This is a genomic window from Pseudomonas sp. KCJK9058 (assembly GCF_046230975.1).
GTDB classification, from domain to species: domain Bacteria; phylum Pseudomonadota; class Gammaproteobacteria; order Pseudomonadales; family Pseudomonadaceae; genus Aquipseudomonas; species Aquipseudomonas alloputida.
Genome location: NZ_JBJJLR010000007.1, coordinates 47,592 through 69,391 on the forward strand (window position 1 = coordinate 47,592; position 21,800 = coordinate 69,391).

The window sequence follows — 21,800 nt, forward strand, 5'->3', positions numbered from 1 at the left end:
CCTATCGCAGATGGCCGCGCAGGCGGCTGACCTGTTCGCGCAACACTTCAGGCTGCGCCGCCTCCACCGGGACGGCGGCGCCTGCCACGATGGTCACCCGCGACCACAGGCGCTTGAAGAAGCCCTTGGCCGGGTCGCGGCTGAAGAAGCTACCCCACAACCCCTGCAAGGCCAGCGGAATCACCGGTACCGGCGTTTCTTCGAGGATGCGGCTGACCCCACCCTTGAAGACATCGATTTCGCCATCGCCCGTCAGCTTGCCTTCCGGGAAGATGCACACCAGTTCACCATCCGCCAGGTATTCGGCAATGCGCGCGAAGGCCCGCTCGTACGTCGCCTGGTCTTCGTTACGCCCGGCAATCGGGATGGCACCGGCAGTGCGAAACACGAAGTTGAGCACCGGCAGGTTGTAGATCTTGTAGTACATGACAAAGCGGATCGGCCGGCGTATGGCCCCGCCCAGCAGCAACGCATCGACGAACGACACGTGGTTGCACACCAGCAACGCAGCACCTTCGTCGGGGATGCGCTCGAGGTCTCGGTGCTGCACGCGGTACATCGAATGGCTGAGCAGCCAGATCAGGAAGCGCATGGTGAACTCGGGCACGATCCTGAAGATATAGGTGTTGACCGCGATATTGAGCAGCGACACCACCAGGAAAAGCTGCGGGATGCTCAGCTTGGCCACGCCTAGCAGGATGATGGTGAGCACCGCCGACACCACCATGAACAAGGCATTGAGGATGTTGTTGGCCGCGATCACCCTGGCGCGCTCGTCCTCGGCCGTGCGGGCCTGGATCAACGCATACAGCGGCACGATGTAGAAGCCGCCGAAGACACCCAGGCCGACGATCGACAGCAAGATCCACCAGGCCTGGCTCATGCCCAGCAGTGCCAGCCAGTCGTGCGGCGCTGCTGCAGCCGGTACATCACCGGAGTGCCACCACCACAGCAGGCCGAACAGGGTCAGGCCGAACGAACCGAACGGCACCAGGCCGATTTCCACCTTGCGTCCACTGAGCCGCTCACACAGCAGCGAGCCCAGGGCAATGCCCACCGAGAACAGGGTCAGCACCAGGGTCACCACGGTGCCATCACCGTGCAGCCAATCCTTGGCATAGGCCGGGATCTGCGTGAGGTAGATAGCGCCGACAAACCAGAACCACGAGTTGCCGACGATCGAACGCGACACCGCCGGCGGCTGGCCCAGGCCCATGCGCAAGATCACCCACGACTGCTTGAAGATGTTCCAGTCCAGCGGCATTTGCGGCGAGGCGGCAGCCGCCCGAGGGATCCAGCGGCTGGCGAGGTAGCCGAGTACCGCCGTGCCGACCACGCCACCGGCCACCACTGTTGCGTAGCTGTCGGCCGACATCATCACCCCCGCGCCGATGGTGCCGGCGAGGATGGCGAGGAAGGTGCCGGTTTCCACCAGCCCGTTACCGCCCACCAACTCTTCCTCGCGCAGGGCCTGCGGCAGGATCGAATACTTCACCGGGCCGAACAGCGCCGAGTGGGTCCCCATACCGAACAGCGCCACCAGCATCAGCGCCAGATGGTTGGTGACAAAGCCCAGCGCACCAATCGCCATGATCACGATTTCGGCCAGTTTGATTGCACGGATCAGCGCATCTTTGGCGAACTTCTCGCCAAACTGCCCGCCCAGCGCCGAAAACAGAAAAAACGGCAGGATGAACAGCAAGGCACACAAGTTGACCCAGATCGATCGGTCACCATCGCCCAGGCTGAGCTTGAACAAAATCGCCAGGATCAGCGACTGCTTGAACAGGTTGTCGTTGAAGGCACCCAGCGACTGAGTGATGAAAAACGGCAGGAAACGCCGCTTGCCGAGCAAGGTGAATTGCGAAGAGTGACTCATCGTCCTTGGTCCTGAGGGCTTTTCAATTGGAGGCTCGCCAAGCGCGCCGGGCCACAAATCTGCATGGGAAATGCGCTGACTGGCAAGCACCGGCTCAGGCATGACCAAGCGAGATTGCGTTCAAGGACCTGCCAGCAGTTGCAGCACTGGCGCTACGTCACTCGAAGCCAAACAACGCCCGCGCGGTATCCACCATCAGTGCCTGGCGCAGCTGCGCTGAACACCCTAAGGCCTCAAACTGTTCGACAGCGGTACCGAAACTGACCTCCGACTCATGCTGGGTATGCGGCCAGTCACTGCCCCACATCAACCGCTCTGCGCCGTAATGGGCTTCCAGTGCGCACAGCGCCTGACGGGCGAATGCCAGGTTCTCTTCCGGCGAGCCCTGCAGCCTGTAGATGCCGGACACCTTCACCCACACCTTGCCCCGACCGCTCAGGGTCAGCAGTTCGGCAAACCCCGGCTGGCCCAGGCCAAGGCGGGCATCCGGGCGGCCGAAATGGTCAATCACGATGTCCAGCCCGTAAGGCTGCAATGCCCGCACCAGCACTGGGATGTCCGCCACCTGACGGTGCAGTTCCACGTGCCAACCCTGCTCGCCGATGCGCTCCAGCAGGGGCCGCCACTGCGCGCCGGTCAGGTCAGGCATGTCTTGCCCCATGAGGTTGAGGCGTACCCCCCTGACTCCCAACCGGGCCATTTCCGCCAAGGTCGCCCGCTCGACCTCCCGCTCCAGCATCACCACCCCGCGCAGTTGCCCTGGCACGGTCTGCAAGGCGCTGAGCAGGTAGCGGTTGTCGGTACCCAGGAAGCTGGGCTGGACCAGTACGCCATGGCTGAAACCATGGGCCCGCAGTTGGCCCAGGTAGTCGCCCAGCGGCGCATCGTAGCTGGGCGCATAACGCCGCTGGCTGGCCAGGTTCAGCCCACGGCTGAACACGTGGGCGTGGCTGTCGACGGCAGTCAGGTGCAAAGCGGGTGCGTCGGGCATGGTTCTCATACAAACACGTTCAGGTTACTTGGCGACGGCACCGGCCGTTTCCGGCACAGGTGCAGATTCAAGGTTGCGGCCACGGGTTTCGGGCAGGCACAGGGCTGCGATCACCGCAACGCCATACGCGATGCCGGCATCGATGCCGATGGCACTGCCCAGCGACATCGACTCGCTCATGTGCCCGACCAGGAACGGGAACACGGCCGACAGCACGCGACCGAAGTTGTAGCAAAAGCCCACCCCGGCGCCGCGCACGTCAGCCGGGTACAGCTCATTGAAAAACGCACCCAGGCTGGCCGGGATGCCGGCGGCAAAAAAGCCCAGCGGGAAGCCGAGGAACAGCATCTGGGTATTGGTCAGCGGGAAAAACACGTAGGCCTGCACGGTCAGTACACAGCACAGGGCGAACAGCAGGATGTTCTTGCGCCTGCCAATACGGTCGATCAGCAGGCCGCTGACCACGCAGCCGCACCAGAAGGCCAGGATGATCACCGCCAGGTAACCGCCCGAGTTCAGCACCGAAAGGTTGCGCTCTGTCTTGAGGAAGGTCGGCAACCAGGTCATCACCGCGTGGTAGCCACCGTGGGCACCCAGGCCGAGCAAGCCGCCCAGCAGGGTCACACGCAGCAGTTCCGGGCGGAAGATGCCAGCCATCGACTGCAAGAAGCTGGAAGGGATGGCCTTTTCCTTTTGCAGGCGCTGGAAGCTGTCCGGCTCGGGCACGTTGCGGCGTACCCAAATGATCAGCAGCGATGGCAGCAGACCGACGAAGAACATCACCCGCCAGGCAAACTCCTGCGGCACCAGTGAGTAGATCAGCGTAAACAGTGCCACCGCCAGGCCCCACCCCACAGCCCAGGCACTCTGCACCGTGCCCATGACCTTGCCGCGATACCTGGGGTTGATGGTTTCGGCCATCAGCACAGCGCCGGCTGCCCATTCGCCACCGATGCCAAACCCTTGCATGGCCTTGACGAACAGCAACGGGTAGAAACCGGTGACAAACGCCGAAAGGAAGGTGAAGAACGAGAACCAGAGAATCATCCATTGCAGGGTACGCACGCGACCATAGCGGTCGGACAGTGTGCCACCCAGCCAGCCGCCGACTGCCGAGGTCACCAGGGTCAGGCCACTGATCAGGCCGGCATCGCCCTTGGTCAGGGAGAATGCGGCGATCAGCGCGGGGATGGCCAGGCCGAACATCTGCACTTCCAGCGCATCGAGCGACCAGCCGCCGAAACAGGCCCAGAATGTCTTGCGTTCCCGTGAGGTGATCTCGCGATACCAGCTGAACATGATTGTTATCCTTCTATTCGTGGTGTGACGGGCAGGCGAAGCCACTGCGCCATGGCAGCACGGCGCAGACAGGTAAAAGGGTGAAGCGACCGGTTTAGCGAATGTCGATGCGGTAGCGGAAGTGCTGCGCATGGCCGCGCGAGCGGCGCCATTCCAGAGGTTTGCCGGCATAGTCGCGGGCCAGGCGCTCGATCACGACCACCGGGCTGTCGGCCGGCAGTTGCAGCAAGCGGCCATGCACCGCGTCGACCGCTTCGGCGGTCAGGGTTTCTTCGGCGTAGGCGACCACCTGACCGCACAGCGCTTCGTAGATCGGGTACAGCAGTGGGCCCTTGCTGTTCAAATCCACGTCCAGCAGCGGCTGGAAGGTTTGGCGCGGCAGCCAGATTTCTTCGGCCAGCACCGGCTGGGCGCCAAGCAGACGTGTGCGAACGATGCGGATCACTTCTGCCTCCCCTGCCAGGCCCAATGCCTCGGCCACTGCCGAAGGCGCCGGAAGCGACTCGATGGAAAGAATGCGGCTTTCCGGCACTATGCGCTCGCCATTGGCGGCCTCGAAACGGAAGAAGCGGAACAGCGACGACTGGAACTGTGGGCGGCGAATGAAGGTGCCTCGGCCCTGCTGGCGCTCCAGCACGCCTTCGGCCACCAGGACATCGACGGCCTTGCGCACGGTACCGATCGACAGGTCGAACTCGGTGGCCAAGGCTGCTTCGGTCGGGATCGCTTCCCCCGGGCGCCAGCGGTTGTTGGCAATTTGCGCGACCATGTGGTCGCGCAGTTGTTGGTAGCGGGGCAGTCGAGCATCACCGGTCAATGGGTGCATGGGTCTCGCTCTCGTCTTGTTATATAAACATATATATGAATTTTGCGAGAGTATTCCCCGAGCCTGACAGACTGTCAATCCTCCGCCTGTCGCCCTTTGTCCGTGAAGCGGCCTTGTGTCGCGAAAGGCTGTGAGCCAGCCGGAGCATTGCCATCTTCTCTTGAACGTTGCCGGTGCTGCTGCAAGGACCGCATGTGGCTTATGCTTGTGCTCGGCAAACCCGCACAACAAGGACGTGGCAATGCTCGCCGCCATAAAACGCTACCCGCACACCGTTCGCCTGCTGCTCACCACCACCTTCGCGCTTACCGTCGCCCGCGCCCTCACCCTGCCCTACCTGGTGGTTTACCTGGCCGACAATTTCCAGCTGCCGATCAGCCAGATCGGCCTGCTGATCGGTGGCGCGCTGATCGTCGCCTCGCTATTGAGTCTGTACGGTGGCCATCTGGTCGACACCTTGAGCAACCACACGCTGGTCAGCGCCAGTACCCTGCTGTTCGCCCTGGCCTTCGTCGGCGCGGTCGCCAGCCGTTCGGCACTGCCGTTCTTCTTTTGTCTGGTGTTGATCAACCTGGCCCTGGCAGTGGTCGACATTGCTGCCAAGGCGGGCTTCTGCGCGTTACTGCCGGTGGATGAGCGGGCCGAGGTATTCGCCATCAAGTACACCCTCAGCAACGTCGGCTACGCCACCGGCCCGTTGCTGGGCGTGGCCATGCTTGAACTGAACGACCATGTGCCGTTCCTCGCCTCTGCCCTGCTTGGCCTGGCCATGTGCCTGGCTTACTGGCGCCTGGGTGATCGCAGCCTGCAGGCCAGCGCGCCGGACAAACCTGCGGCCGGCTTCGGCCAGGTGGCGCTGGGGCTGGCGCGGGATCGTCGGCTGGTGTGCTTTACCGTGGGTGGGGTGCTGAGCGCGGTGGTGTTCGGCCAGTTCACCGCCTACCTGTCCCAGTACCTGGTGGTCACCAGCAACCCGGCCGAAGCGGCACGGCTGATCGGCTATCTGGTCACCACCAACGCCGTGACGGTCATTGCCTTGCAGTACCTGATTGGCCGGCGCATCAGCCGCCAGCGCCTGATGCCGTGGCTGTTGGCCGGCATGGGCCTGTTCATCGCCGGCTTGCTGGGTTTTGCGCTGGCGGGCTCGGTACTGGCCTGGTGCCTGGCGATGCTGGTGTTCACGCTGGGCGAAATCATCGTGATCCCGGCCGAGTACATGTTTATCGACCTGATCGCACCGGAGCACTTGCGCGGGGTGTATTACGGCGCGCAGAACCTGTCCAACCTGGGGGCGGCGCTGGGGCCGGTGATGGTGGGGTTTGCACTGGTACACCTGTGGCCGGGGGCAGTCTTCTACCTGCTGGTGTTGTCGGTGATACTGGCAGGGGTGTTCTATGGGTTGGGTACCCGCAGGGGTTGATGTTGCCTGTTCCGGCCTATTCGCGGGTGAACCCGCTCCTACAACCATCGTCTGCGCTGACGAAGCGGCACTTGCGTGCCAGACTGATTGATCGGGACCGCGTTACCTTTTTGCTTCGGAGTCTTCATGTCGTTGTCCAGCGGGCTGATCGCCGTGGTCGCCCTGGCCTATATGGCCATCATGTTCGCCATCGCCTTCTATGGCGACCGCCGCAGCACGCCATTGCCGCCAAAGCTGCGTGCCTGGGTGTACAGCCTGTCGCTGGCCGTGTACTGCACCAGCTGGACCTTTTTCGGCGCGGTCGGCCAGGCCGCCGAACAGCTTTGGGCATTCCTGCCCATCTACCTGGGCCCGGTACTGCTGCTGATCTTCGCGCCGTGGGTGCTGCAGAAGATGGTGTTGATCAGCAAGCAGCAGAACATCACCTCGATCGCCGACTTCATTGCCGCACGCTACGGCAAGTCGCAGACCCTGGCAGTGGTGGTGGCGCTGATCTGCCTGGTCGGCGTGCTGCCGTATATCGCCCTGCAGCTCAAGGGCATCGTACTGGGCGTGAACCTGTTGATCGGCGCCAACGCCGACGCCACCGGCACCCGCGTGCAGGACACCGCGCTGGTGATATCGCTGGTACTGGCGCTGTTCGCCATCGTCTTCGGTACCCGCAGCCTGGATGTGACCGAGCACCACCGCGGCATGGTCCTGGCGATCGCCTTCGAATCGCTGATCAAGCTGCTGGCGTTTCTTGCCGTGGGCATCTTCATCGTTTTCAACCTGTATGACGGCTTCGACGACCTGTTCAGCCAGGCCCGCCAGTCGATCCACTTGCAGGACTATTGGAAAGAAACCATCAATTGGCCGTCCATGGTGGTGCAAACCGCCGTGGCGATGATGGCAATCATCTGCCTGCCCCGGCAGTTCCACGTTACCGTGGTCGAGAACATCGAACCGCAGGACTTGCGCCTGGCGCGCTGGGTATTCCCCATGTACCTGGCACTGGCCGCGCTGTTCGTGGTGCCGATTGCCCTGGCCGGGCAGATGATGCTGCCCGGCACGGTGATCTCCGACTCGTTCGTCATCAGCCTGCCCCTGGCCGAGGCGCACCCGAGCCTTGCCCTGCTGGCGTTCATCGGCGGCGCATCGGCGGCCACTGGCATGGTGATCGTCGAGGCCGTGGCGCTGTCGACCATGGTGTCCAACGACATGCTGCTGCCCTGGCTGCTGCGCCGCAACAACGCCGAGCGGCCTTTCGAAGCGTTCCGCCACTGGATGCTTTCGGTTCGCCGGGTAACCATCGTGGTGATCCTGCTGCTGGCCTATGTCAGCTACCGCCTGCTGGGTTCCACCGCCAGCCTGGCGACCATCGGCCAGATCGCCTTTGCCGCTGTGACCCAGCTCACCCCGGCCATGCTTGGCGCGCTGTACTGGAAGCAGGCCAACCGTCGCGGTGTGTTCGCCGGCCTGGCCGCTGGCATTTTCCTGTGGTTCTACACCTTGGTGCTGCCGATTGCCGCGCACAGCCTGGGCTGGTCGTTGCAGTTGTTCCCTGGCCTGGCGTGGCTGCACGGCAACCCGCTGAACCTGCCGATCAGTCCACTGACCCAAGGTGTGGTGCTGTCACTGGCGGGCAACTTCACCCTGTTCGCCTGGGTTTCGGTGCTGTCGCGCACACGGGTTTCCGAGCACTGGCAGGCCGGCCGGTTCATTGGCCAGCAGACCAGCGCGCGGCCCAGCAGCAAGCCGCTGCTGGCGGTGCAGATCGACGACCTGTTGACCCTGGCCTCGCGCTTTGTCGGGGAAGAGCGCGCACGGCAGAGCTTCATCCGCTTTGCCTACCGCCAGGGCAAGGGCTTCAACCCGAACCAGAACGCCGATGGCGACTGGATCGAGCACACCGAACGCCTGCTGGCCGGGGTACTCGGTACCTCCTCGACCCGCGCCGTGGTCAAAGCGGCCATCGAAGGCCGCGACATGCAGCTGGAAGACGTGGTGCGCATCGCTGACGAAGCCAGTGAGGTGCTGCAGTTCAACCGCGCCCTGCTGCAAGGCGCCATCGAGAACATCAACCAAGGCATCAGCGTGGTCGACCAGAACTTGCACCTGGTGGCCTGGAACCGCCGCTACCTGGAGCTGTTCAACTACCCGGACGGGCTGATCAGCGTAGGGCGACCGATTGCCGATATCATCCGCTACAACGCCGAGCGCGGCCTGTGCGGCCCCGGCGAAGCGCAAGTGCATGTGGCGCGGCGGCTGCACTGGATGCGTCAGGGCCGCGCGCACTCCTCCGAGCGGCTGTTCCCCAATGGCCGGGTGATCGAGCTGATCGGCAACCCGATGCCGGGCGGCGGCTTTGTCATGAGCTTCACCGACATCACCCCGTTCCGCGAAGCCGAGCAGGCCCTGCGCGATGCCAACGAACGCCTTGAACAACGCGTGGCGGAGCGCACCCACGAACTGTCGCAGTTGAACCAGGCGCTGTCCGAAGCCAAGAGCCAGGCCGAAGCGGTGAGCAAGTCCAAGACCCGCTTCCTGGCCGCCGTCAGCCATGACCTGATGCAACCGTTGAATGCCGCACGGCTTTTCTCTGCCGCCTTGTCGCAACAGGCCGAGGGCATGAATGAAGAGGCCCAGCAGTTGGTACAGCACATGGACAGCTCGCTGCGCTCGGCTGAAGAGCTGATCAGCGATCTGCTGGACATCTCGCGCCTGGAAAACGGCAAGATCACCCCGGATGCCAAACCCTTCGCCCTCAACGAGCTGTTCGACACCCTGGGCGCCGAGTTCAAGTTGCTGGCGGCCGAGAAGGGCCTGGAGTTCCGCCTGCGCGGTAGCCGCCTGCGGGTAGACAGCGACATGAAACTGCTACGCCGGGTGCTGCAGAACTTCCTCACCAATGCCCTGCGCTACGGCAAGAGCCCGATCCTGCTAGGCGCGCGCCGACAGGGCGAGCGCCTGTGGCTGGAGGTCTGGGACCGTGGCCCGGGCATTGCTGACGATAAGCTGCAAGTGATCTTTCAGGAGTTCAAGCGCCTGGACAGCCACCAGACCCGTGCCGAGAAGGGGCTAGGCTTGGGCCTGGCCATCGCAGACGGTCTGTGTCGGGTGCTGGGGCATCCGCTGGAGGTACGCTCATGGCCAGGCAAGGGCACGGTGTTCCGCGTCAGCGTACCGATTGCACGCCAGGCCGCCGCGGCGCCAAGCGCGCCCGTGGAACAACAGGGCGGCCAGCCACTGGCCGGGTTGCACGTGCTATGCGTGGACAACGAAGACAGCATCCTGATCGGCATGAACAGCCTGCTGAGCCGCTGGGGTTGCCAGGTATGGACCGCGCGCAACCAGGCCGAATGCGAAGCCCTGCTGGCCAAAGGCATGCGCCCGCACCTGGCATTGGTGGACTACCACCTGGACGACGGCGAGACCGGCACCGGACTGATGGGCTGGCTTCGAGCACGGCTGGGTGAGCCGGTACCCGGTGTAGTGATCAGCGCCGACGGCAGCAAGGAAACCATCGCCCTGGTACATGCATCAGGGCTGGACTACCTGGCCAAACCGGTCAAGCCCGCGGCCTTGCGCGCCCTGCTCAATCGCCATCTGAGCCTGGCTCAGTAACCGCTACGTCGGGCAGCGCCTCGTCGGACAGCGCCCGCTCCAGCAGGTCTGCCGGCAAGCTCTTGCTGGCACGGGCGCCCAGTAGCTTAAGCTGCTCGCTGCGGCTGACCAGGTTGCCACGCCCTTCGCACAGCTTGTTGCGCGCGGCGGCATAAGCCTTGTCTACCTGCTGCAAGCGGCTGCCCAGCTCGTCCAGGTCCTGGATGAACAGCACGAACTTGTCGTAGAGCCAGCCGGCACGCTCGGCAATTTCGCGGGCGTTCTGCCCTTGACGCTCCTGCTTCCACAGGCTGTCGATCACTCGCAAGGTCGCCAGCAACGTGGTAGGGCTGACAATCACGATCTGCCGGTCGAAGGCCTCCTGGAACAGGTTCGGCTCAGCCTGCAGGGCCGCCGAAAAGGCCGCCTCGATGGGCACGAACAACAACACGAAATCCAGGCTGTGCAGGCCTTCAAGGCGGCTGTAGTCCTTGCTCGACAGGCCTTTGACGTGGCTGCGCAGCGACTGCACATGCTGCTTGAGCGCAGCTTCGTCGTTGCCGGCAACGAACTGCTGGTACGCAGTGAGGCTGACCTTGGCGTCCACCACCACCTGCTTGTCGCCGGGCAGCATGATCAGCACATCCGGCTGGAAACGCTCGCCATCGGCGCTTTTCAGGCTGACCTGGGTCTGGTATTCGCGGCCCTTTTCCAGGCCAGCATGCTCCAGCACGCGTTCGAGGATAAGCTCACCCCAGTTACCCTGGGTTTTCTGGCCCTTCAAGGCCTGGGTAAGGTTGGTGGCTTCGTCGGACAGGCGCAGGTTGAGCTGTTGCAGGCGCTCCAGCTCCTTGCCCAGCGAGAAGCGCTCGCGGGCCTCTTGTTGATAGCTTTCCTCCACGCGTTTTTCGAAGGCCTGGATGCGCTCCTTGAGCGGGTCGAGCAACTGGCCAAGGTGCTGCTGGCTGGTCTGGGCGAAGCGCTGCTCGCGCTCGTCGAAGATCTTGGTGGCCATGTCGGCGAACTGGGCGCGCAAAGTGTCACGGGCCTCCTGCAGGTCTTCCAGGCGTTGCTGGTGGCTTTCCTGCTGTTCACGCAGTTCTGCGTCCAGGCGCGCGGTTTGCGCTTCCAGGCGGCGCAGTTCGGCTTCGCGGTTGGCGCGCTCAAGGCTCCAGGCGTGGGCCGCATCACGGGCATTGTCGCGGTCGATCTGCAGCAGCTCCAGCTCACGGCCTTGGGCGGCCAGCTGGGCCTGTTTGACGGCGTTGGCCTCACTGAGGTCGCTGACCTCGTCGCGACTGGCGTCCAGTTGTGCCTGCAGGCCAGCCTGGGCAAGTTGGGCAGCGTTGAGGCGCTCTTCGAGCAAGGCCTGCTCACCTTGCCGTGCGCCCTGGCGGCGCTGCACCTGCATGACCCACACCAGGCAGGGTATTACGCCTGCCACCAAGCCCAGCAGAATGCTGGCCAGATCCACTGTCATGCTTACCCCGAACGCTCTGATGCAAATTGAGTGCAGCTTATCAGCCTGACTGGCGTGTTGCCTGCATCGGCCTCATCGCGGGCCTGCCCGCTGCGCAAGCCTGAAGGCAAAGGTAATGCCTGCACGGTCGCCCGTAGGAGCGGGTTCACCCGCGAAGAGGCCGGCCCTGCTGGCCAATCTCCACCCGCCGTTCACCGTTGCCGCCACCACCGTATTCGCGGGTAAACCCGCTCCTACACACGCATTGGAGGTTGAACACAGGCCGCCGTAGGAGCGGGTTTACCCGCGAAAGGGCCGGGCCTGCTGGCCAATTTCCACCCGCCATTCACCGTTGCTGCCGCCACCATATTCGCGGGTAAACCCGCTCCTACACACGCATCGGGGGTTGAACACAGGCCGCCGTAGGGACGGGTTTACCCGCGAAAGGGCCGGGCCTGCTGGCCAATTTCCACCCGCCGTTCACCGTTGCCGCCGCCACCGTATTCGCGGGTAAACCCGCTCCTACCACGGTGGACACACATCGGTGATTGCTCGCGAAAGGGCCCGCGCAGGCAAAAAAGCTCAGACAGAAAACCACTGTCGCAACAAGCGCCGCGCTTCCTGCGACCCCTGCCCTGCCGCAAGCTCAAGCCAATAGCGCGCCTGCTCCGGCTCGTTGTGCTGACACAGCCGAGCGTACTCCAGCTGCGCCCGCCGATCCCCTGCGCGGGCAGCCTGACGCAGCAGCTCATGGCCTATACGCCGGTCACGGGCGTTGCCACAATCGCGGCACAGCATCTGCCCCAGGCGGCTCTGCGCCACAACCACACCTTGGCGCGCCGGCTGCTTCAGCAAGCGCCCGGCCAGGTGCTTGACCTGAGGGTTGTCGCCTAGGCGCGGGCTGTCGAGCAACCACAAGGCCACTTTCAGGGAAAAGCGTTTGGCAGGAGGTGCAGGTGTCGATGCAGCGGGGCTGGAAAGGTGTTTACCGCGAAACTTCATGAGCAACAGGTTTGGTAACTCGAAAGGCGCGCCACTCTACTCTTTTTTTCTCGCCCTGGCCTGTCGATTTCTGGAGGATTGAAAAAAATTTCAATGATCTTTTCTTGACGTTTCCAGGTGGATGACCAACCGGTCTGTTGGAGCATGGCGATTGTCGGACAGTTCATCCCATTGCTGGCACGCCCGTGCTAGAGCAAGCGCTCGGGACAATCCACAGTTCCTGTGGATAACTCGGTGGACAACCCCCTCTCACACCCCTCAAACCCCCGTGAATTGGGGGCTTTGGTCAAACTGACGATTTTTTCACCAGCTAAAAATAGTGTTTTTTTTCATTGACTTAACCACGCAGTCAAGGCATTGGCGAGGCTGCTGGGTGGTGTTGCCAAGCCGTTACAAGCGCTGCCCCGAATGTGAACAAGTGCACCATAAACCTCCATTTGGGTGCACGAAAAGGGCACATCGGACGGCATTCGGGCCATTTACCCCCTCTTCCCAGCAGCGAAAATTCGCGCCATACTGCGCGGCTCACCTGAACAAACGTAGTGCTTGCCAAACATCTTCGCTTCCGGTAAGGTGCCCCTCGTTAGTACCAAGCTGAAAGTCAATTCTGGCCGCAAGCGTCCTTGCAGACTCGCTCCCCCCAAGAGCGTCCCTGCTGAAACAAGGACCGGCCCATTCAATGATTCCCTCGCCAGCCTTACGCTGCGCAAGCACGAATCACATGACAGATTGATCAGGATCCCACCTCGACGGCCTAGAACCTTGGCCCCGGCGTGCTGCCTGCCTTCCGAAGTACCTACCAGTCAGCCCAAGCGCCCACATTTGATTGCGCCCCCTCTGGCTGCCCTGTTCCAGTCAGGTTCGTTCGTCCCTTAATAAAGGCGTCACTGGAACGTTTCTATCATGCACGGATCATATCCCCCGTGTTTAAAGCAGGAACCTCCAACAATATGCAAACTCATCATCAGATTCAGGCTGCCATTGGCACCCTCTCCCAGGCCTTCTCGCCGTTGAAGTGCCTTATCGTTGCCCCACGCAAGGGCAGCTTCAGCTTTACCTTGGTAGACGAACACGGCGTTGCCTGCCACACCGAACGCCTGTACCACGAGCAGTACAGCCGTCATGAACCGCTGCAGGCGGTGATCGCCCGGACGCGTCAGTCGCTCACCGCGTGACCGGCGAATACCGGGGTATTCAAGCGCTGAATCATCCAATCGCAAGACTGCCTGAACGCTTTTGGCGTAATTGCCTTAGGGCATATAGCCCGGAGCATCAGGCAGTAATCGATTTAAAAACAGCTCTTTACACCACGATTATCACACTACACTTCAACTCGAGCGGTGCTTTCCGCTCCCGGCGGGCCTGACCATTCACCAGCTGCCAAGCTCCAGCGCCCGTCCGGCCCTTACCTGCTCGAGGGCATCATGGGTATTGCGGCGAATGAATTGTGTCAGTATGTGATCCGACCCACCCTGGTCTACCTGAACCGTCACTGCGCCAGCGCCGAAGCCTTGCTACTGGGTATCGCCGCCAGCCAGTCAGCACTCGGCTCAGCCCTGCACGACCGACGTGGGCACGGCCTTTACCGCATCGGCGAACATCGTCACCAGGCGCTCTGGGACGAATACCTGGCCCGTGACCCCGACCTGGCCAGCCTGGTCCGCGGCCTGGCCAGCCAGCACGCCTTCCTGGGTGGCCCGCACCTGGAGCTCACCGTCAACCTGCGCTATTCCACTGCCATTGCCTGGATGCTCATCGAAGAGCAGGCCACCCCATTGCCTGCGGCGGACGATCTACTGGCACTGGCGCGAATCTGGCGGCAGATTTTCAACCCCCAGGGTCGTCTGCGCGACTTCACCCACGCCTGGCATGCCTGCATAGATCAGAAATTGCCACAGGCATCTTGAGACGCGTCCTACAAGTAAACCGGAAAAAATGGAATTTTGGTCGGATTGTCCTACAAAACCGCACTAACTCCTGCGATTGAGCCTATAGCGCGGCGCGTGATTTGTTGGTAGCTTTTCGCCCCGGAGACCCAAGGAGTTTTCTAATAATGAAAAAAGTAATGCTCAAAACCTCCCTCGGCGTAGCTGTTGCGCTTGCTTCCAGCCAACTGCTCGCCGCCGGGTTCGCGCTGAACGAACAAAGTATCAGCGGCATGGGAACCGGTTTTGCGGGGCGCTCGTCCTCTGCCGAAGATGCCAGCACTGTGTATGGCAACCCGGCCGGCATGTCCCGCCTCAAGCGCGAACAATTCACCGTGGGCGGCGCTGCCGTCATCGCCAAGACCGACATATCGGGCCCAGGCAGCAACTTCGGGGGGGAAACCGATGGTGACATGGTGCCTCTCGTCGGCGTACCCATGGGCTATTACGTCAAACCGATTGATGATCACTGGAGCGTTGGCTTCGGCGTTTACGTGCCATATGGCCTGATCACCGACTACGGCAGCGATGACGCTGCACGCTACTGGGGCAAGAAGAGCAAGGTCGAGGTTGTCACCTTCCAGCCAACCGTCAGCTACGCATTCAACGACAAAGTGTCGATCGGTTTTGGCCCGACTATCAACCGTATCAAGGGTGAACTGGGTTCGAACCTGAGCAGCAAGGCCCTCCTGGGGCCCAATGGCCCTGATGGCGAGACCAAGATCAAGGGCGACGACACTGCGATCGGTTACAACATCGGCGTTATGGTGCAAGCTACGGACCGTACCCGTCTGGGCCTGACCTATCACTCGATGGTCGACTACAAGCTTGAAGGCAATACCCGCGTTTCCTACCCGATTCCACAGCTTGGCCTGAACGGCAAGTTCGACGCCAGCCTGAAAATCAAGACACCAGAGTCAGTGGACTTCTCGGTCACTCATGAACTGGATGACCATTGGACACTGTATGCGGGTAGCACCTGGACGCGCTGGAGCCGCCTGGAAAGCATCGTCGTCGAGAACGAAGCGCCGGCAGGCTACCCGTTGAAGACCATCACCGAAGAGCAGAACTGGCACGACACCTGGGCCCACGCCATTGGTGCGTCCTACAAGGTGAACAAGGAGTGGACCCTGCGCGCAGGCTTCTCCGTCGACCAGTCGCCCACCAACAACCATGATCGCTCGCCACGCATTCCGACTGGCGATCGTAAAGCGGTCAGCTTTGGTGCCGGCTGGAGCCCGAACGATGACATGACCATCGACGTTGCCTATTCGTATCTGTGGGAAGAGGATACCAAGGTCAACAACCTGCCAAGCTCGCAACAACAAGGGCTGTTGAAAGGCAGCTACCAGGCCAAGTACGAGAACAGCGCTCACGGTATCGGTGCATCCCTTACCTACCGCTTCTGATTCCTGTGCGTTACATGAAAACCGCCCTCGTGGCGGTTTTTTTCATGCCTGCACTTGCCAGCTGTCGCCCAGGCATTCGCGCAGATAGTCCATGAATGCGCGCACCTTGGTGGTCATGGCAAAGCGATCGGCCAGGCACAGGTAGATGTCCATGGGCTCGGTCTGGGCGTAAGCCTGGCTGCTGTCGCAGTATTCGAACAGCGGCACCAAGGCCCCCGAGGCCAGGTGCGGCCGCACGATGAACTCGGCCAGACGGGTGATGCCACCATCGTGCAAGGCCATCTGGGTCAGGGCATCGATATCGTCGCTGATCAATACAGTGCCGAATTCCGCTTCGAAGCGCAGGCCGTCCCGCATGAAGCCCCAGCGCAAGAAGCGGCCATCCACCGGATAGCGAAACACCAGGCAACGGTGCCCGCGCAAGGCCTCGGGCGTGGCAGGTACGCCAGCACTTTGCAGGTATCCGGGTGAGGCACAACAAATGAACGGGATGCGGGCGATGCGCCGGGCCAACAGCTGGTCTTCGAGCTGCGGGGCAATGCGCAGGCTCACGTCAACGTCTTCACGGGCATGGTTGACCCGACGATCAGTCGTTACCAACTCTATCGAAAGTAAAGGGTAGCGGGCACTGAAAGCAGGAATCAATGGCGCCAGCACATGGCGGCCGAAGGCAGAGGTCGAGGCAATGCACAGCCGCCCCTGAGGCTCGCTGTCGGGCGTTGTCACCGCCTGTTCGGCCAGGGCCAAATCACGCTCGATATGCTTTACACGCTCGTAATACTGGGCGCCAGAGGGCGTCATGGCCATGCTGCGGGTGGTTCGACTGAGCAGGCGAACTTGCAGGTGGCTTTCCAGCCGCGCCAGGTTCTGGCTGACGGCTGCCGGACTAAGGCCGAGGATACGGGCACCAGCGGCGATGCTACCGGCTTCGACCACTTTGATGAAGCAGCGAATGGCGTTGAGCAGGTCCATGGGGAGCGCCTGGATTCGTAAGAATTTCTTTATAAAGAACTCAATGCCGCGGGTCTACAGCTGCAGGCGTGCAGGTTGCTAATCTGCGCTTCCACTCAGTTTTCAGGAGTTCGCATGAGCAACCTGCCCCGATCGCGCAGTCGACGTAAATTGCACCCGGTCGCTACCCCCTACGTTTTCGCGTTCTACATGTCGTCGATCATGGCGCTGTTGATGTGCTTCGTGATCACGGCGGCCAATGCCGGGGTTACCCCGGAGTATCTGGGCAATGTGCTCAAGGCCTATCAGCTGGCGATGCCGGTGGCATTTGTGTGTGTGCTGGTGGTCCGGCCGGTGGTGGTGCGGTTGGTGGCGATTACCGTGCATGCCCGGTGAAGTCACCCGCAGCCAGCCACTTCCTGTTTTTGATCTTGATCTTCGCGACTTCAGGAGGCCTGCGCTCGGCCTCCTGAAGCCGCAATCTGCGTCGCCTGAACTACCGCGCGCTTAGACGCAAAAGCCGCACCAAGCACAGCCTGGTTACTGCTGTGAGGCGATGGCCTTTTCGATAGCGGCGCGGAACGCAGGATCATCCGGTTTGGTCAGGCTGGAGAAGTTACCGATCACCTTGCCCTTGCGATCGACAACATACTTGTAGAAATTCCACTTCGGCGCACTGCTCTGGCTGGCCAGCTCCGCAAACAGCGGTATCGCATCCTTGCCCCGCACCGCCTGCGTCTTGGTCATGGTGAAGGTGACACCGTAGTTGGCATAGCAAACCTTGGCAGTCTTCTCACTGTCGGCGTCTTCCTGCTTGAAGTCATTGGACGGTACGCCGAGCATTTCCAGGCCTTGCTCGTGATATTCCTTGTACGTCGCCTCAAGCCCCTCGAACTGCGGGGCAAAACCGCAATAACTGGCAGTATTCACCACCACGAGCGGCTTGCCGGCAAAGCGCTCGCAGAGGTCGACCTGCCCCTTACCGCGCAATTCCGGCAGGCTGCCCTGCAACAACGCCGGGCAATCTGCAGCCCAGCTTGATGTACTGGCAAGCAGGGCCAGCACCGGCACCGTCAACCAATGTGCACGCATGACTCGTCTCTCCTGCATCGCTACCTTTGAACTTGCAGGGTAGCGCCTAACAAACACCCATGCCCAGTTGCATCAACGCCATCCCTCCCTGATGCCAGCCCCACCACACCAGTGCCAGCACCAGCACCACGGCAATAGCCAACAGCCCGCGGACCAGGTAACGGTTCATGCAGCCTGTGCCTGCAGGCGTGAAACCGGGCGTTCGCGCACCGGCCAGTTAAGGGCAGCGGCCAACAAGCTGAGCAGGATGGAAATCTGCCAGACCAGGTCGTAGCTACCGGTACGGTCATACACCACCCCACCCAGCCAGCCCCCCAGGAACGCACCCAACTGATGGAACAGGAACACGATACCGCCCAGCATGGACAGGTTACGCACCCCGAACACCGTGGCCACGGTGCCATTGGTCAACGGAACCGTGGACAACCACAGCAGCCCCATGGCAATGCCGAACAGGTAAGCACTGAACTCGCTCACCGGCGCCCACAGGAACAGCACGATCACCACCGCACGCAGCAGGTACAACCCGGTCAGCAGGCGCGGCTTGGACATGCGCCCGCCCAACCAGCCAGCAGTGAAGGTACCGACGATGTTGAACAGGCCGACCAGCGCCAGCACTGTCGTACCGGTGGCCGCAGCCAGGTGCTGATCAACCAGGTAGGCCGGCAGGTGAACGCCAATGAATACGACCTGGAAGCCACAGACAAAAAAGCCCAACGCCAGCAACCAGAAGCCAGAGTGCGTGCACGCCTCGCGCAGCGCCTGGCCCAGGGTCTGCTCGGCACCGTGACTGGGTAACGGGCGATCGCGCAGCAGGCCGACGAAAGGCACGATGAACGCCACCAAAAGGCCCAGTACCAGCAACGCTGCCGACCAGCCCAGCCACTGAATCAGGCCTTGGGTGCCCGGCAACATGGCGAACTGGCCGAATGACCCGGCAGCGCTGGCGATCCCCATGGCCATGCTGCGCTTTTCGGCCGGCACGGCACGCCCGACCACACCGAGAATGACCGAGAACGACGTGCCAGACAGGCCGATGCCGATCAGCAAGCCCGCACTCAGCGACAACGACCAGGGCGAATCAGCCAAGCCCATCAAGATCAAACCGACGGCATAGAGAATACCGCCGATGATGACCACCCGCGCCGCGCCAAGCCGGTCGGCCAAGGCGCCGGCGAACGGCTGCGCCAGGCCCCAGATCAGGTTCTGCAGGGCAATGGCGAAGGCAAACACCCCACGCCCCCAGCCGAAATCAGCACTCATCGGCCCCAGAAACAGGCCAAAGCCGTGCCGTACGCCCAGAGACAGCGCCAGTATCAAGGCCGCCCCCACCAACACCCATCCGCTGGTTCGCCACACCGAAGTCATTGTCGTTATCTCCAGCACATCGCAAGGTTTTGCGGGTATATACCCGCTTATAGTCGTTTCACTTCAGGCCAGTTGTTCCAGCAGTCGCACCAGTTCATCCCGCTGCCCCACCCCAAGCCGTTCAACCAGTTCTTTCTGGGCCTGCTCCCAGGCTGGGTGGGCAACGTGCAGCAGTTGCTTGCCCGCCTCGGTCAACAGCACCACGCGGTTACGCTGGTCGTCACCATCCCCCAGCGCTACCAGCCCATCCGCCTCCAGCACACGCAGGTTGCGGCCCAGGGTACTGCGCTCGAGCCCCATGGCTTCGGCCAGGGCTGTGATGCTGGGTCGGTCGAGCCGCTGCAGGTGCCGCAGCAGGGAAAACTGGGCGACATTGACCCCGAAGCCGGCAAGGGCTTCGTCGTAATGCCGGCTCACCCCGCGGGCGGCGCGACGTAGGTGGGTACAGATGCATTCACTGGTCAGCATGGATACGTGTATATACCCGCGTACTGAGTGTTGCAAGAAGTTTCACGAAAGAGTGAGAAGCGTCAGTCCGGGTTCAAGCGCCTGCGGATCGGTTCGAACTCAACCGTGGCCTTGCGCGCCAAGGGGTCTGGCGCGCCCTGCTCGACCGCCTGCCAGTAGCGCCACGGCACCTTCGCCGTGCCCAGCTCGTAGTCCATGCCATCCCAGTTGTCTTCACGAAAGCTATAGAACGCCCAGTGCAACCGGTTACGATCCAGCACGACGAGCACATCTTCAAGGTACTGCCGGCAACCCGGCAGCCTGCGCATGCAGCCAAACTCACCCACCACCAGGCGAGAAAGCGGCAGCCCCATGGCCTCGGCCCATGCCAGCGGCTGGCGCAGGTAGCCTTCAACTCGCCGCCCATCCCACAGCTGTGTCTGCCCGGCAAAAGATACGGGGCCTGGATAGGCGATGGGCTGTTTGCGCGCCATATTCGGCGCACTGGTTGCGGCATAGGGCTCGTACATGTGCACGCTGTACAGCACTCGCGGGTCTTCCAGCGGCGCCGACCAGTAGCCGAACGCGTCTGCGCCTGCATACCAGCCGGCATCGACCATGATCGGCGTGTCAGTGTCTTCTTCGCGTATGGCCGCTATCAGTTGCCGGTACAGCAAGGGCAGATCGCGCGCACCGCCCTGCGCTTGCGCATACCACTGCTGCATCTGCCCGAGTTCGGCATGTTCAGCAAGGCCGCCCTGTTTCTCCGGTGCTGGCTCATTGATCAGGTTGTAGGCCGCGATGGCCGGATGACTTTTCAGTTCGCGCGCCATATCTCGCCAGAACGCCGCAGCCTGGGACCAGTAGCGTTTGTCTTGCCACAGGCGATCATCGAACTGGCCCTGGTTGTTTTGCGACCAGCGCATACCCGGTAGCGAGAGTGGCGCGATGACCACCTTGAGCCCCGCCTGGTGCGCCCGGTCGAGGGTGGCACGCAGCACAGCCAGGTCGGCGTCGGGCAGGCCTTCATAGGTATCGGCGCTGCCGAGGAGGAAATCACGTTTCACGGGTTGCCATTTGTCGTACGACAGCCGCACCCATGTGGCGCCGTACCCCCTCAGGGCATCGAAGTAGGCTTGATCGGGTGGTAGCCGGTTGAAGCTGTTGCCGCCGTGGCGTGGGGTGTCCCAGAACGCCATGAGGTCTGCAGCAGAGGCTGGGAGGGTGGACAGGGCCAATAGACTGGCAAAGATCCAGTGACGCACGGGAAGCCTACCTGGTTGCTTGGGGGAGGCTGAAGATACGCCGACAAGGAAGAGGCAGGCGCTTCCGGACCGTTTCTGGAAGTTACTGCCCCTCCACACCTATGGCGTGCTGCGAAAGCACCGCAAAGCAGCCACTAAAGGGCCGTCCAGATCAAGCGCTCAAAGCCCCAGCGCCAACCCGAGCACGATGGCCAGCTCCAGCAGCTCCAGCAACGCACCGGCGGTATCACCGGTGGTCCCGCCCAGGCGCCGGCACATCAGATGCCGCAACCAGGCAAACACCGCCAGCGCCAGCAGCACGCTCCATCCGCCCAAGAAGAGGCAGAACAGCACACAAACCAGCAACACCCACCCCGCCGCGCGCCGGGGCAAATGTTCGGCCAACGCCTGGCCCAACCCGCCAGGTCGCACATAAGGTGTGCCAAGGAACAGGCCCAACATCGCCGCCCGCCCGATCAACGGCGCCAGCAGTAATTGCGCGCCGATGCCCTGCCCGACCAGTACCCACAATGCGCAAAACTTCAGCAACAACACCAAGACCAGGGTGACCACGGCAATCGGCCCACTGCGCGGGTCTTTCATGATCCGCAAGGTGCGCTCACGGTCGCCGAAACCACCTAGCCAGGCGTCGGCACTGTCCGCCAGGCCATCCAGGTGCAAGGCACCACTGAGCAGTACCCACAGTGTCAGCAGCAAAGCCGCGTGCAGCGGCGACGGCGTGCCCTGAAGCAGATGACTGGCCAACCACAGCAGCAAGCCGAACAGCAACCCGACCAGCGGGTAGTACAGCAGCGAACGCCCTACCTCACGCGGTGCCGGCATGCCCGGCAGGCTCACCGGCAGGCTGCTGAGAAATTGCAGGGCGATCCAGAACGGCAACAT

General features: G+C 62.3%; 19 protein-coding genes. 6 read left to right on the forward strand and 13 right to left on the reverse strand.

All coding sequences use genetic code 11. The features are described 5' to 3' along the window. Nucleotide 1 precedes the first annotated feature (1 nt). From ACK59Z_RS06600 to ACK59Z_RS06615, 4 genes are all read right to left on the reverse strand, one after another. Nucleotides 2-1,879, reverse strand: coding sequence for an MFS transporter (locus ACK59Z_RS06600; protein WP_108191539.1), 1,878 nt, complete (start codon nucleotides 1,877-1,879; stop codon nucleotides 2-4). Between the two features lie 157 nt (nucleotides 1,880-2,036). Beyond that, the gene (locus ACK59Z_RS06605; protein WP_108191540.1) at nucleotides 2,037-2,870 is read right to left on the reverse strand and encodes an amidohydrolase; all 834 of its coding nucleotides are present in this window, start codon (nucleotides 2,868-2,870) and stop codon (nucleotides 2,037-2,039) included. Between the two features lie 24 nt (nucleotides 2,871-2,894). Further along, nucleotides 2,895-4,169: an MFS transporter gene (locus ACK59Z_RS06610; RefSeq protein ID WP_108191541.1), complete on the reverse strand. Its 1,275-nt coding sequence runs from the start codon at nucleotides 4,167-4,169 to the stop codon at nucleotides 2,895-2,897. 94 nt (nucleotides 4,170-4,263) lie between these two features. Continuing rightward, complete coding sequence (locus ACK59Z_RS06615) at nucleotides 4,264-4,995, reverse strand: GntR family transcriptional regulator (RefSeq protein ID WP_014859885.1); 732 nt, start codon at nucleotides 4,993-4,995, stop codon at nucleotides 4,264-4,266. Nucleotides 4,996-5,236: 241 nt separating this feature from the next. Between ACK59Z_RS06615 and ACK59Z_RS06620 the strand changes: the two genes are divergently transcribed. Together ACK59Z_RS06620 and ACK59Z_RS06625 are read left to right on the forward strand one after the other, a co-directional pair. Further along, nucleotides 5,237-6,415 carry an MFS transporter gene (locus ACK59Z_RS06620; RefSeq protein ID WP_004575316.1) on the forward strand — a complete coding sequence of 393 codons (1,179 nt, stop codon included), beginning with the start codon at nucleotides 5,237-5,239 and terminating at the stop codon, nucleotides 6,413-6,415. A gap of 126 nt (nucleotides 6,416-6,541) precedes the next feature. Beyond that, complete coding sequence (locus tag ACK59Z_RS06625; RefSeq protein ID WP_012053438.1) at nucleotides 6,542-10,021, forward strand: PAS domain-containing hybrid sensor histidine kinase/response regulator; 3,480 nt, start codon at nucleotides 6,542-6,544, stop codon at nucleotides 10,019-10,021. Here the strand turns inward: ACK59Z_RS06625 and rmuC are convergent. Next, nucleotides 9,993-11,366 carry a DNA recombination protein RmuC gene (gene rmuC / locus ACK59Z_RS06630; protein ID WP_161774447.1) on the reverse strand — a complete coding sequence of 458 codons (1,374 nt, stop codon included), beginning with the start codon at nucleotides 11,364-11,366 and terminating at the stop codon, nucleotides 9,993-9,995. The genes ACK59Z_RS06625 and rmuC overlap by 29 nt on opposite strands. A gap of 675 nt (nucleotides 11,367-12,041) precedes the next feature. Further along, on the reverse strand, nucleotides 12,042-12,461 hold the full coding sequence (locus tag ACK59Z_RS06635) for a tetratricopeptide repeat protein (RefSeq protein ID WP_012053440.1): 420 nt from the start codon (nucleotides 12,459-12,461) through the stop codon (nucleotides 12,042-12,044). 950 nt (nucleotides 12,462-13,411) lie between these two features. Here ACK59Z_RS06635 and ACK59Z_RS06640 point away from each other — a divergent pair. The 3 genes from ACK59Z_RS06640 to ACK59Z_RS06650 all read left to right on the forward strand — a co-directional run bounded on the left by ACK59Z_RS06640 (nucleotide 13,412) and on the right by ACK59Z_RS06650 (nucleotide 15,795). Next, entirely contained in the window at nucleotides 13,412-13,636 is a 225-nt protein-coding gene (locus tag ACK59Z_RS06640; RefSeq protein WP_010952743.1) for a hypothetical protein, read from the forward strand. Nucleotides 13,637-13,885: 249 nt separating this feature from the next. Further along, nucleotides 13,886-14,368, forward strand: coding sequence for a hypothetical protein (locus ACK59Z_RS06645; RefSeq protein ID WP_003252489.1), 483 nt, complete (start codon nucleotides 13,886-13,888; stop codon nucleotides 14,366-14,368). Between the two features lie 146 nt (nucleotides 14,369-14,514). Continuing rightward, on the forward strand, nucleotides 14,515-15,795 hold the full coding sequence (locus ACK59Z_RS06650) for an OmpP1/FadL family transporter (protein WP_003252486.1): 1,281 nt from the start codon (nucleotides 14,515-14,517) through the stop codon (nucleotides 15,793-15,795). A gap of 42 nt (nucleotides 15,796-15,837) precedes the next feature. Here ACK59Z_RS06650 and ACK59Z_RS06655 read toward each other — a convergent pair whose 3' ends face one another. Continuing rightward, nucleotides 15,838-16,767, reverse strand: a complete 930-nt coding sequence (locus tag ACK59Z_RS06655) for a LysR family transcriptional regulator (protein WP_004575321.1) — start codon at nucleotides 16,765-16,767, stop codon at nucleotides 15,838-15,840. 114 nt (nucleotides 16,768-16,881) lie between these two features. Between ACK59Z_RS06655 and ACK59Z_RS06660 the strand changes: the two genes are divergently transcribed. Next, nucleotides 16,882-17,142 (forward strand): DUF2798 domain-containing protein, encoded by a 261-nt coding sequence (locus ACK59Z_RS06660; protein WP_004575322.1) that lies wholly within the window; start codon nucleotides 16,882-16,884, stop codon nucleotides 17,140-17,142. 144 nt (nucleotides 17,143-17,286) lie between these two features. Here the strand turns inward: ACK59Z_RS06660 and ACK59Z_RS06665 are convergent, their stop codons facing one another. The 6 genes from ACK59Z_RS06665 to ACK59Z_RS06690 all read right to left on the reverse strand — a co-directional run bounded on the left by ACK59Z_RS06665 (nucleotide 17,287) and on the right by ACK59Z_RS06690 (nucleotide 21,800). Further along, complete coding sequence (locus ACK59Z_RS06665; RefSeq protein ID WP_003252479.1) at nucleotides 17,287-17,838, reverse strand: glutathione peroxidase; 552 nt, start codon at nucleotides 17,836-17,838, stop codon at nucleotides 17,287-17,289. Nucleotides 17,839-17,884: 46 nt separating this feature from the next. After that, nucleotides 17,885-18,007 (reverse strand): hypothetical protein, encoded by a 123-nt coding sequence (locus ACK59Z_RS06670; RefSeq protein WP_258229846.1) that lies wholly within the window; start codon nucleotides 18,005-18,007, stop codon nucleotides 17,885-17,887. After that, nucleotides 18,004-19,206: an MFS transporter gene (locus ACK59Z_RS06675; protein ID WP_003252475.1), complete on the reverse strand. Its 1,203-nt coding sequence runs from the start codon at nucleotides 19,204-19,206 to the stop codon at nucleotides 18,004-18,006. Before ACK59Z_RS06675 ends, ACK59Z_RS06670 begins: the two co-directional genes overlap by 4 nt. 63 nt (nucleotides 19,207-19,269) lie before the next feature. Then, a complete protein-coding gene (locus tag ACK59Z_RS06680; protein ID WP_003252473.1) occupies nucleotides 19,270-19,674 on the reverse strand; it encodes a MarR family winged helix-turn-helix transcriptional regulator in 405 nt (134 codons plus the stop codon). A gap of 62 nt (nucleotides 19,675-19,736) precedes the next feature. Further along, nucleotides 19,737-20,852, reverse strand: coding sequence for a glycoside hydrolase family 5 protein (locus ACK59Z_RS06685; RefSeq protein WP_003252471.1), 1,116 nt, complete (start codon nucleotides 20,850-20,852; stop codon nucleotides 19,737-19,739). Nucleotides 20,853-21,077: 225 nt separating this feature from the next. Next, nucleotides 21,078-21,800, reverse strand: a complete 723-nt coding sequence (locus tag ACK59Z_RS06690; protein WP_108191545.1) for an adenosylcobinamide-GDP ribazoletransferase — start codon at nucleotides 21,798-21,800, stop codon at nucleotides 21,078-21,080.

What these genes read in the sequence shown, in the direction of transcription:
- ACK59Z_RS06640 (WP_010952743.1), top strand. Translation starts at nt 13,412, where the DNA reads ATGCAAACTCATCATCAGATTCAGGCTGCCATTGGCACCCTCTCCCAG.
- ACK59Z_RS06605 (WP_108191540.1), bottom strand. Translation starts at nt 2,870, where the DNA reads ATGCCCGACGCACCCGCTTTGCACCTGACTGCCGTCGACAGCCACGCC.
- ACK59Z_RS06670 (WP_258229846.1), bottom strand. Translation starts at nt 18,007, where the DNA reads ATGAACCGTTACCTGGTCCGCGGGCTGTTGGCTATTGCCGTGGTGCTG.
- ACK59Z_RS06650 (WP_003252486.1), top strand. Translation starts at nt 14,515, where the DNA reads ATGAAAAAAGTAATGCTCAAAACCTCCCTCGGCGTAGCTGTTGCGCTT.
- ACK59Z_RS06615 (WP_014859885.1), bottom strand. Translation starts at nt 4,995, where the DNA reads ATGCACCCATTGACCGGTGATGCTCGACTGCCCCGCTACCAACAACTG.
- ACK59Z_RS06600 (WP_108191539.1), bottom strand. Translation starts at nt 1,879, where the DNA reads ATGAGTCACTCTTCGCAATTCACCTTGCTCGGCAAGCGGCGTTTCCTG.
- ACK59Z_RS06675 (WP_003252475.1), bottom strand. Translation starts at nt 19,206, where the DNA reads ATGACTTCGGTGTGGCGAACCAGCGGATGGGTGTTGGTGGGGGCGGCC.
- ACK59Z_RS06620 (WP_004575316.1), top strand. Translation starts at nt 5,237, where the DNA reads ATGCTCGCCGCCATAAAACGCTACCCGCACACCGTTCGCCTGCTGCTC.
- ACK59Z_RS06645 (WP_003252489.1), top strand. Translation starts at nt 13,886, where the DNA reads ATGGGTATTGCGGCGAATGAATTGTGTCAGTATGTGATCCGACCCACC.
- ACK59Z_RS06625 (WP_012053438.1), top strand. Translation starts at nt 6,542, where the DNA reads ATGTCGTTGTCCAGCGGGCTGATCGCCGTGGTCGCCCTGGCCTATATG.
- ACK59Z_RS06635 (WP_012053440.1), bottom strand. Translation starts at nt 12,461, where the DNA reads ATGAAGTTTCGCGGTAAACACCTTTCCAGCCCCGCTGCATCGACACCT.
- ACK59Z_RS06690 (WP_108191545.1), bottom strand. Translation starts at nt 21,800, where the DNA reads ATGTTGCCGTTCTGGATCGCCCTGCAATTTCTCAGCAGCCTGCCGGTG.
- ACK59Z_RS06655 (WP_004575321.1), bottom strand. Translation starts at nt 16,767, where the DNA reads ATGGACCTGCTCAACGCCATTCGCTGCTTCATCAAAGTGGTCGAAGCC.
- ACK59Z_RS06680 (WP_003252473.1), bottom strand. Translation starts at nt 19,674, where the DNA reads ATGCTGACCAGTGAATGCATCTGTACCCACCTACGTCGCGCCGCCCGC.
- ACK59Z_RS06660 (WP_004575322.1), top strand. Translation starts at nt 16,882, where the DNA reads ATGAGCAACCTGCCCCGATCGCGCAGTCGACGTAAATTGCACCCGGTC.
- ACK59Z_RS06610 (WP_108191541.1), bottom strand. Translation starts at nt 4,169, where the DNA reads ATGTTCAGCTGGTATCGCGAGATCACCTCACGGGAACGCAAGACATTC.
- ACK59Z_RS06665 (WP_003252479.1), bottom strand. Translation starts at nt 17,838, where the DNA reads ATGCGTGCACATTGGTTGACGGTGCCGGTGCTGGCCCTGCTTGCCAGT.
- ACK59Z_RS06685 (WP_003252471.1), bottom strand. Translation starts at nt 20,852, where the DNA reads ATGGCGTTCTGGGACACCCCACGCCACGGCGGCAACAGCTTCAACCGG.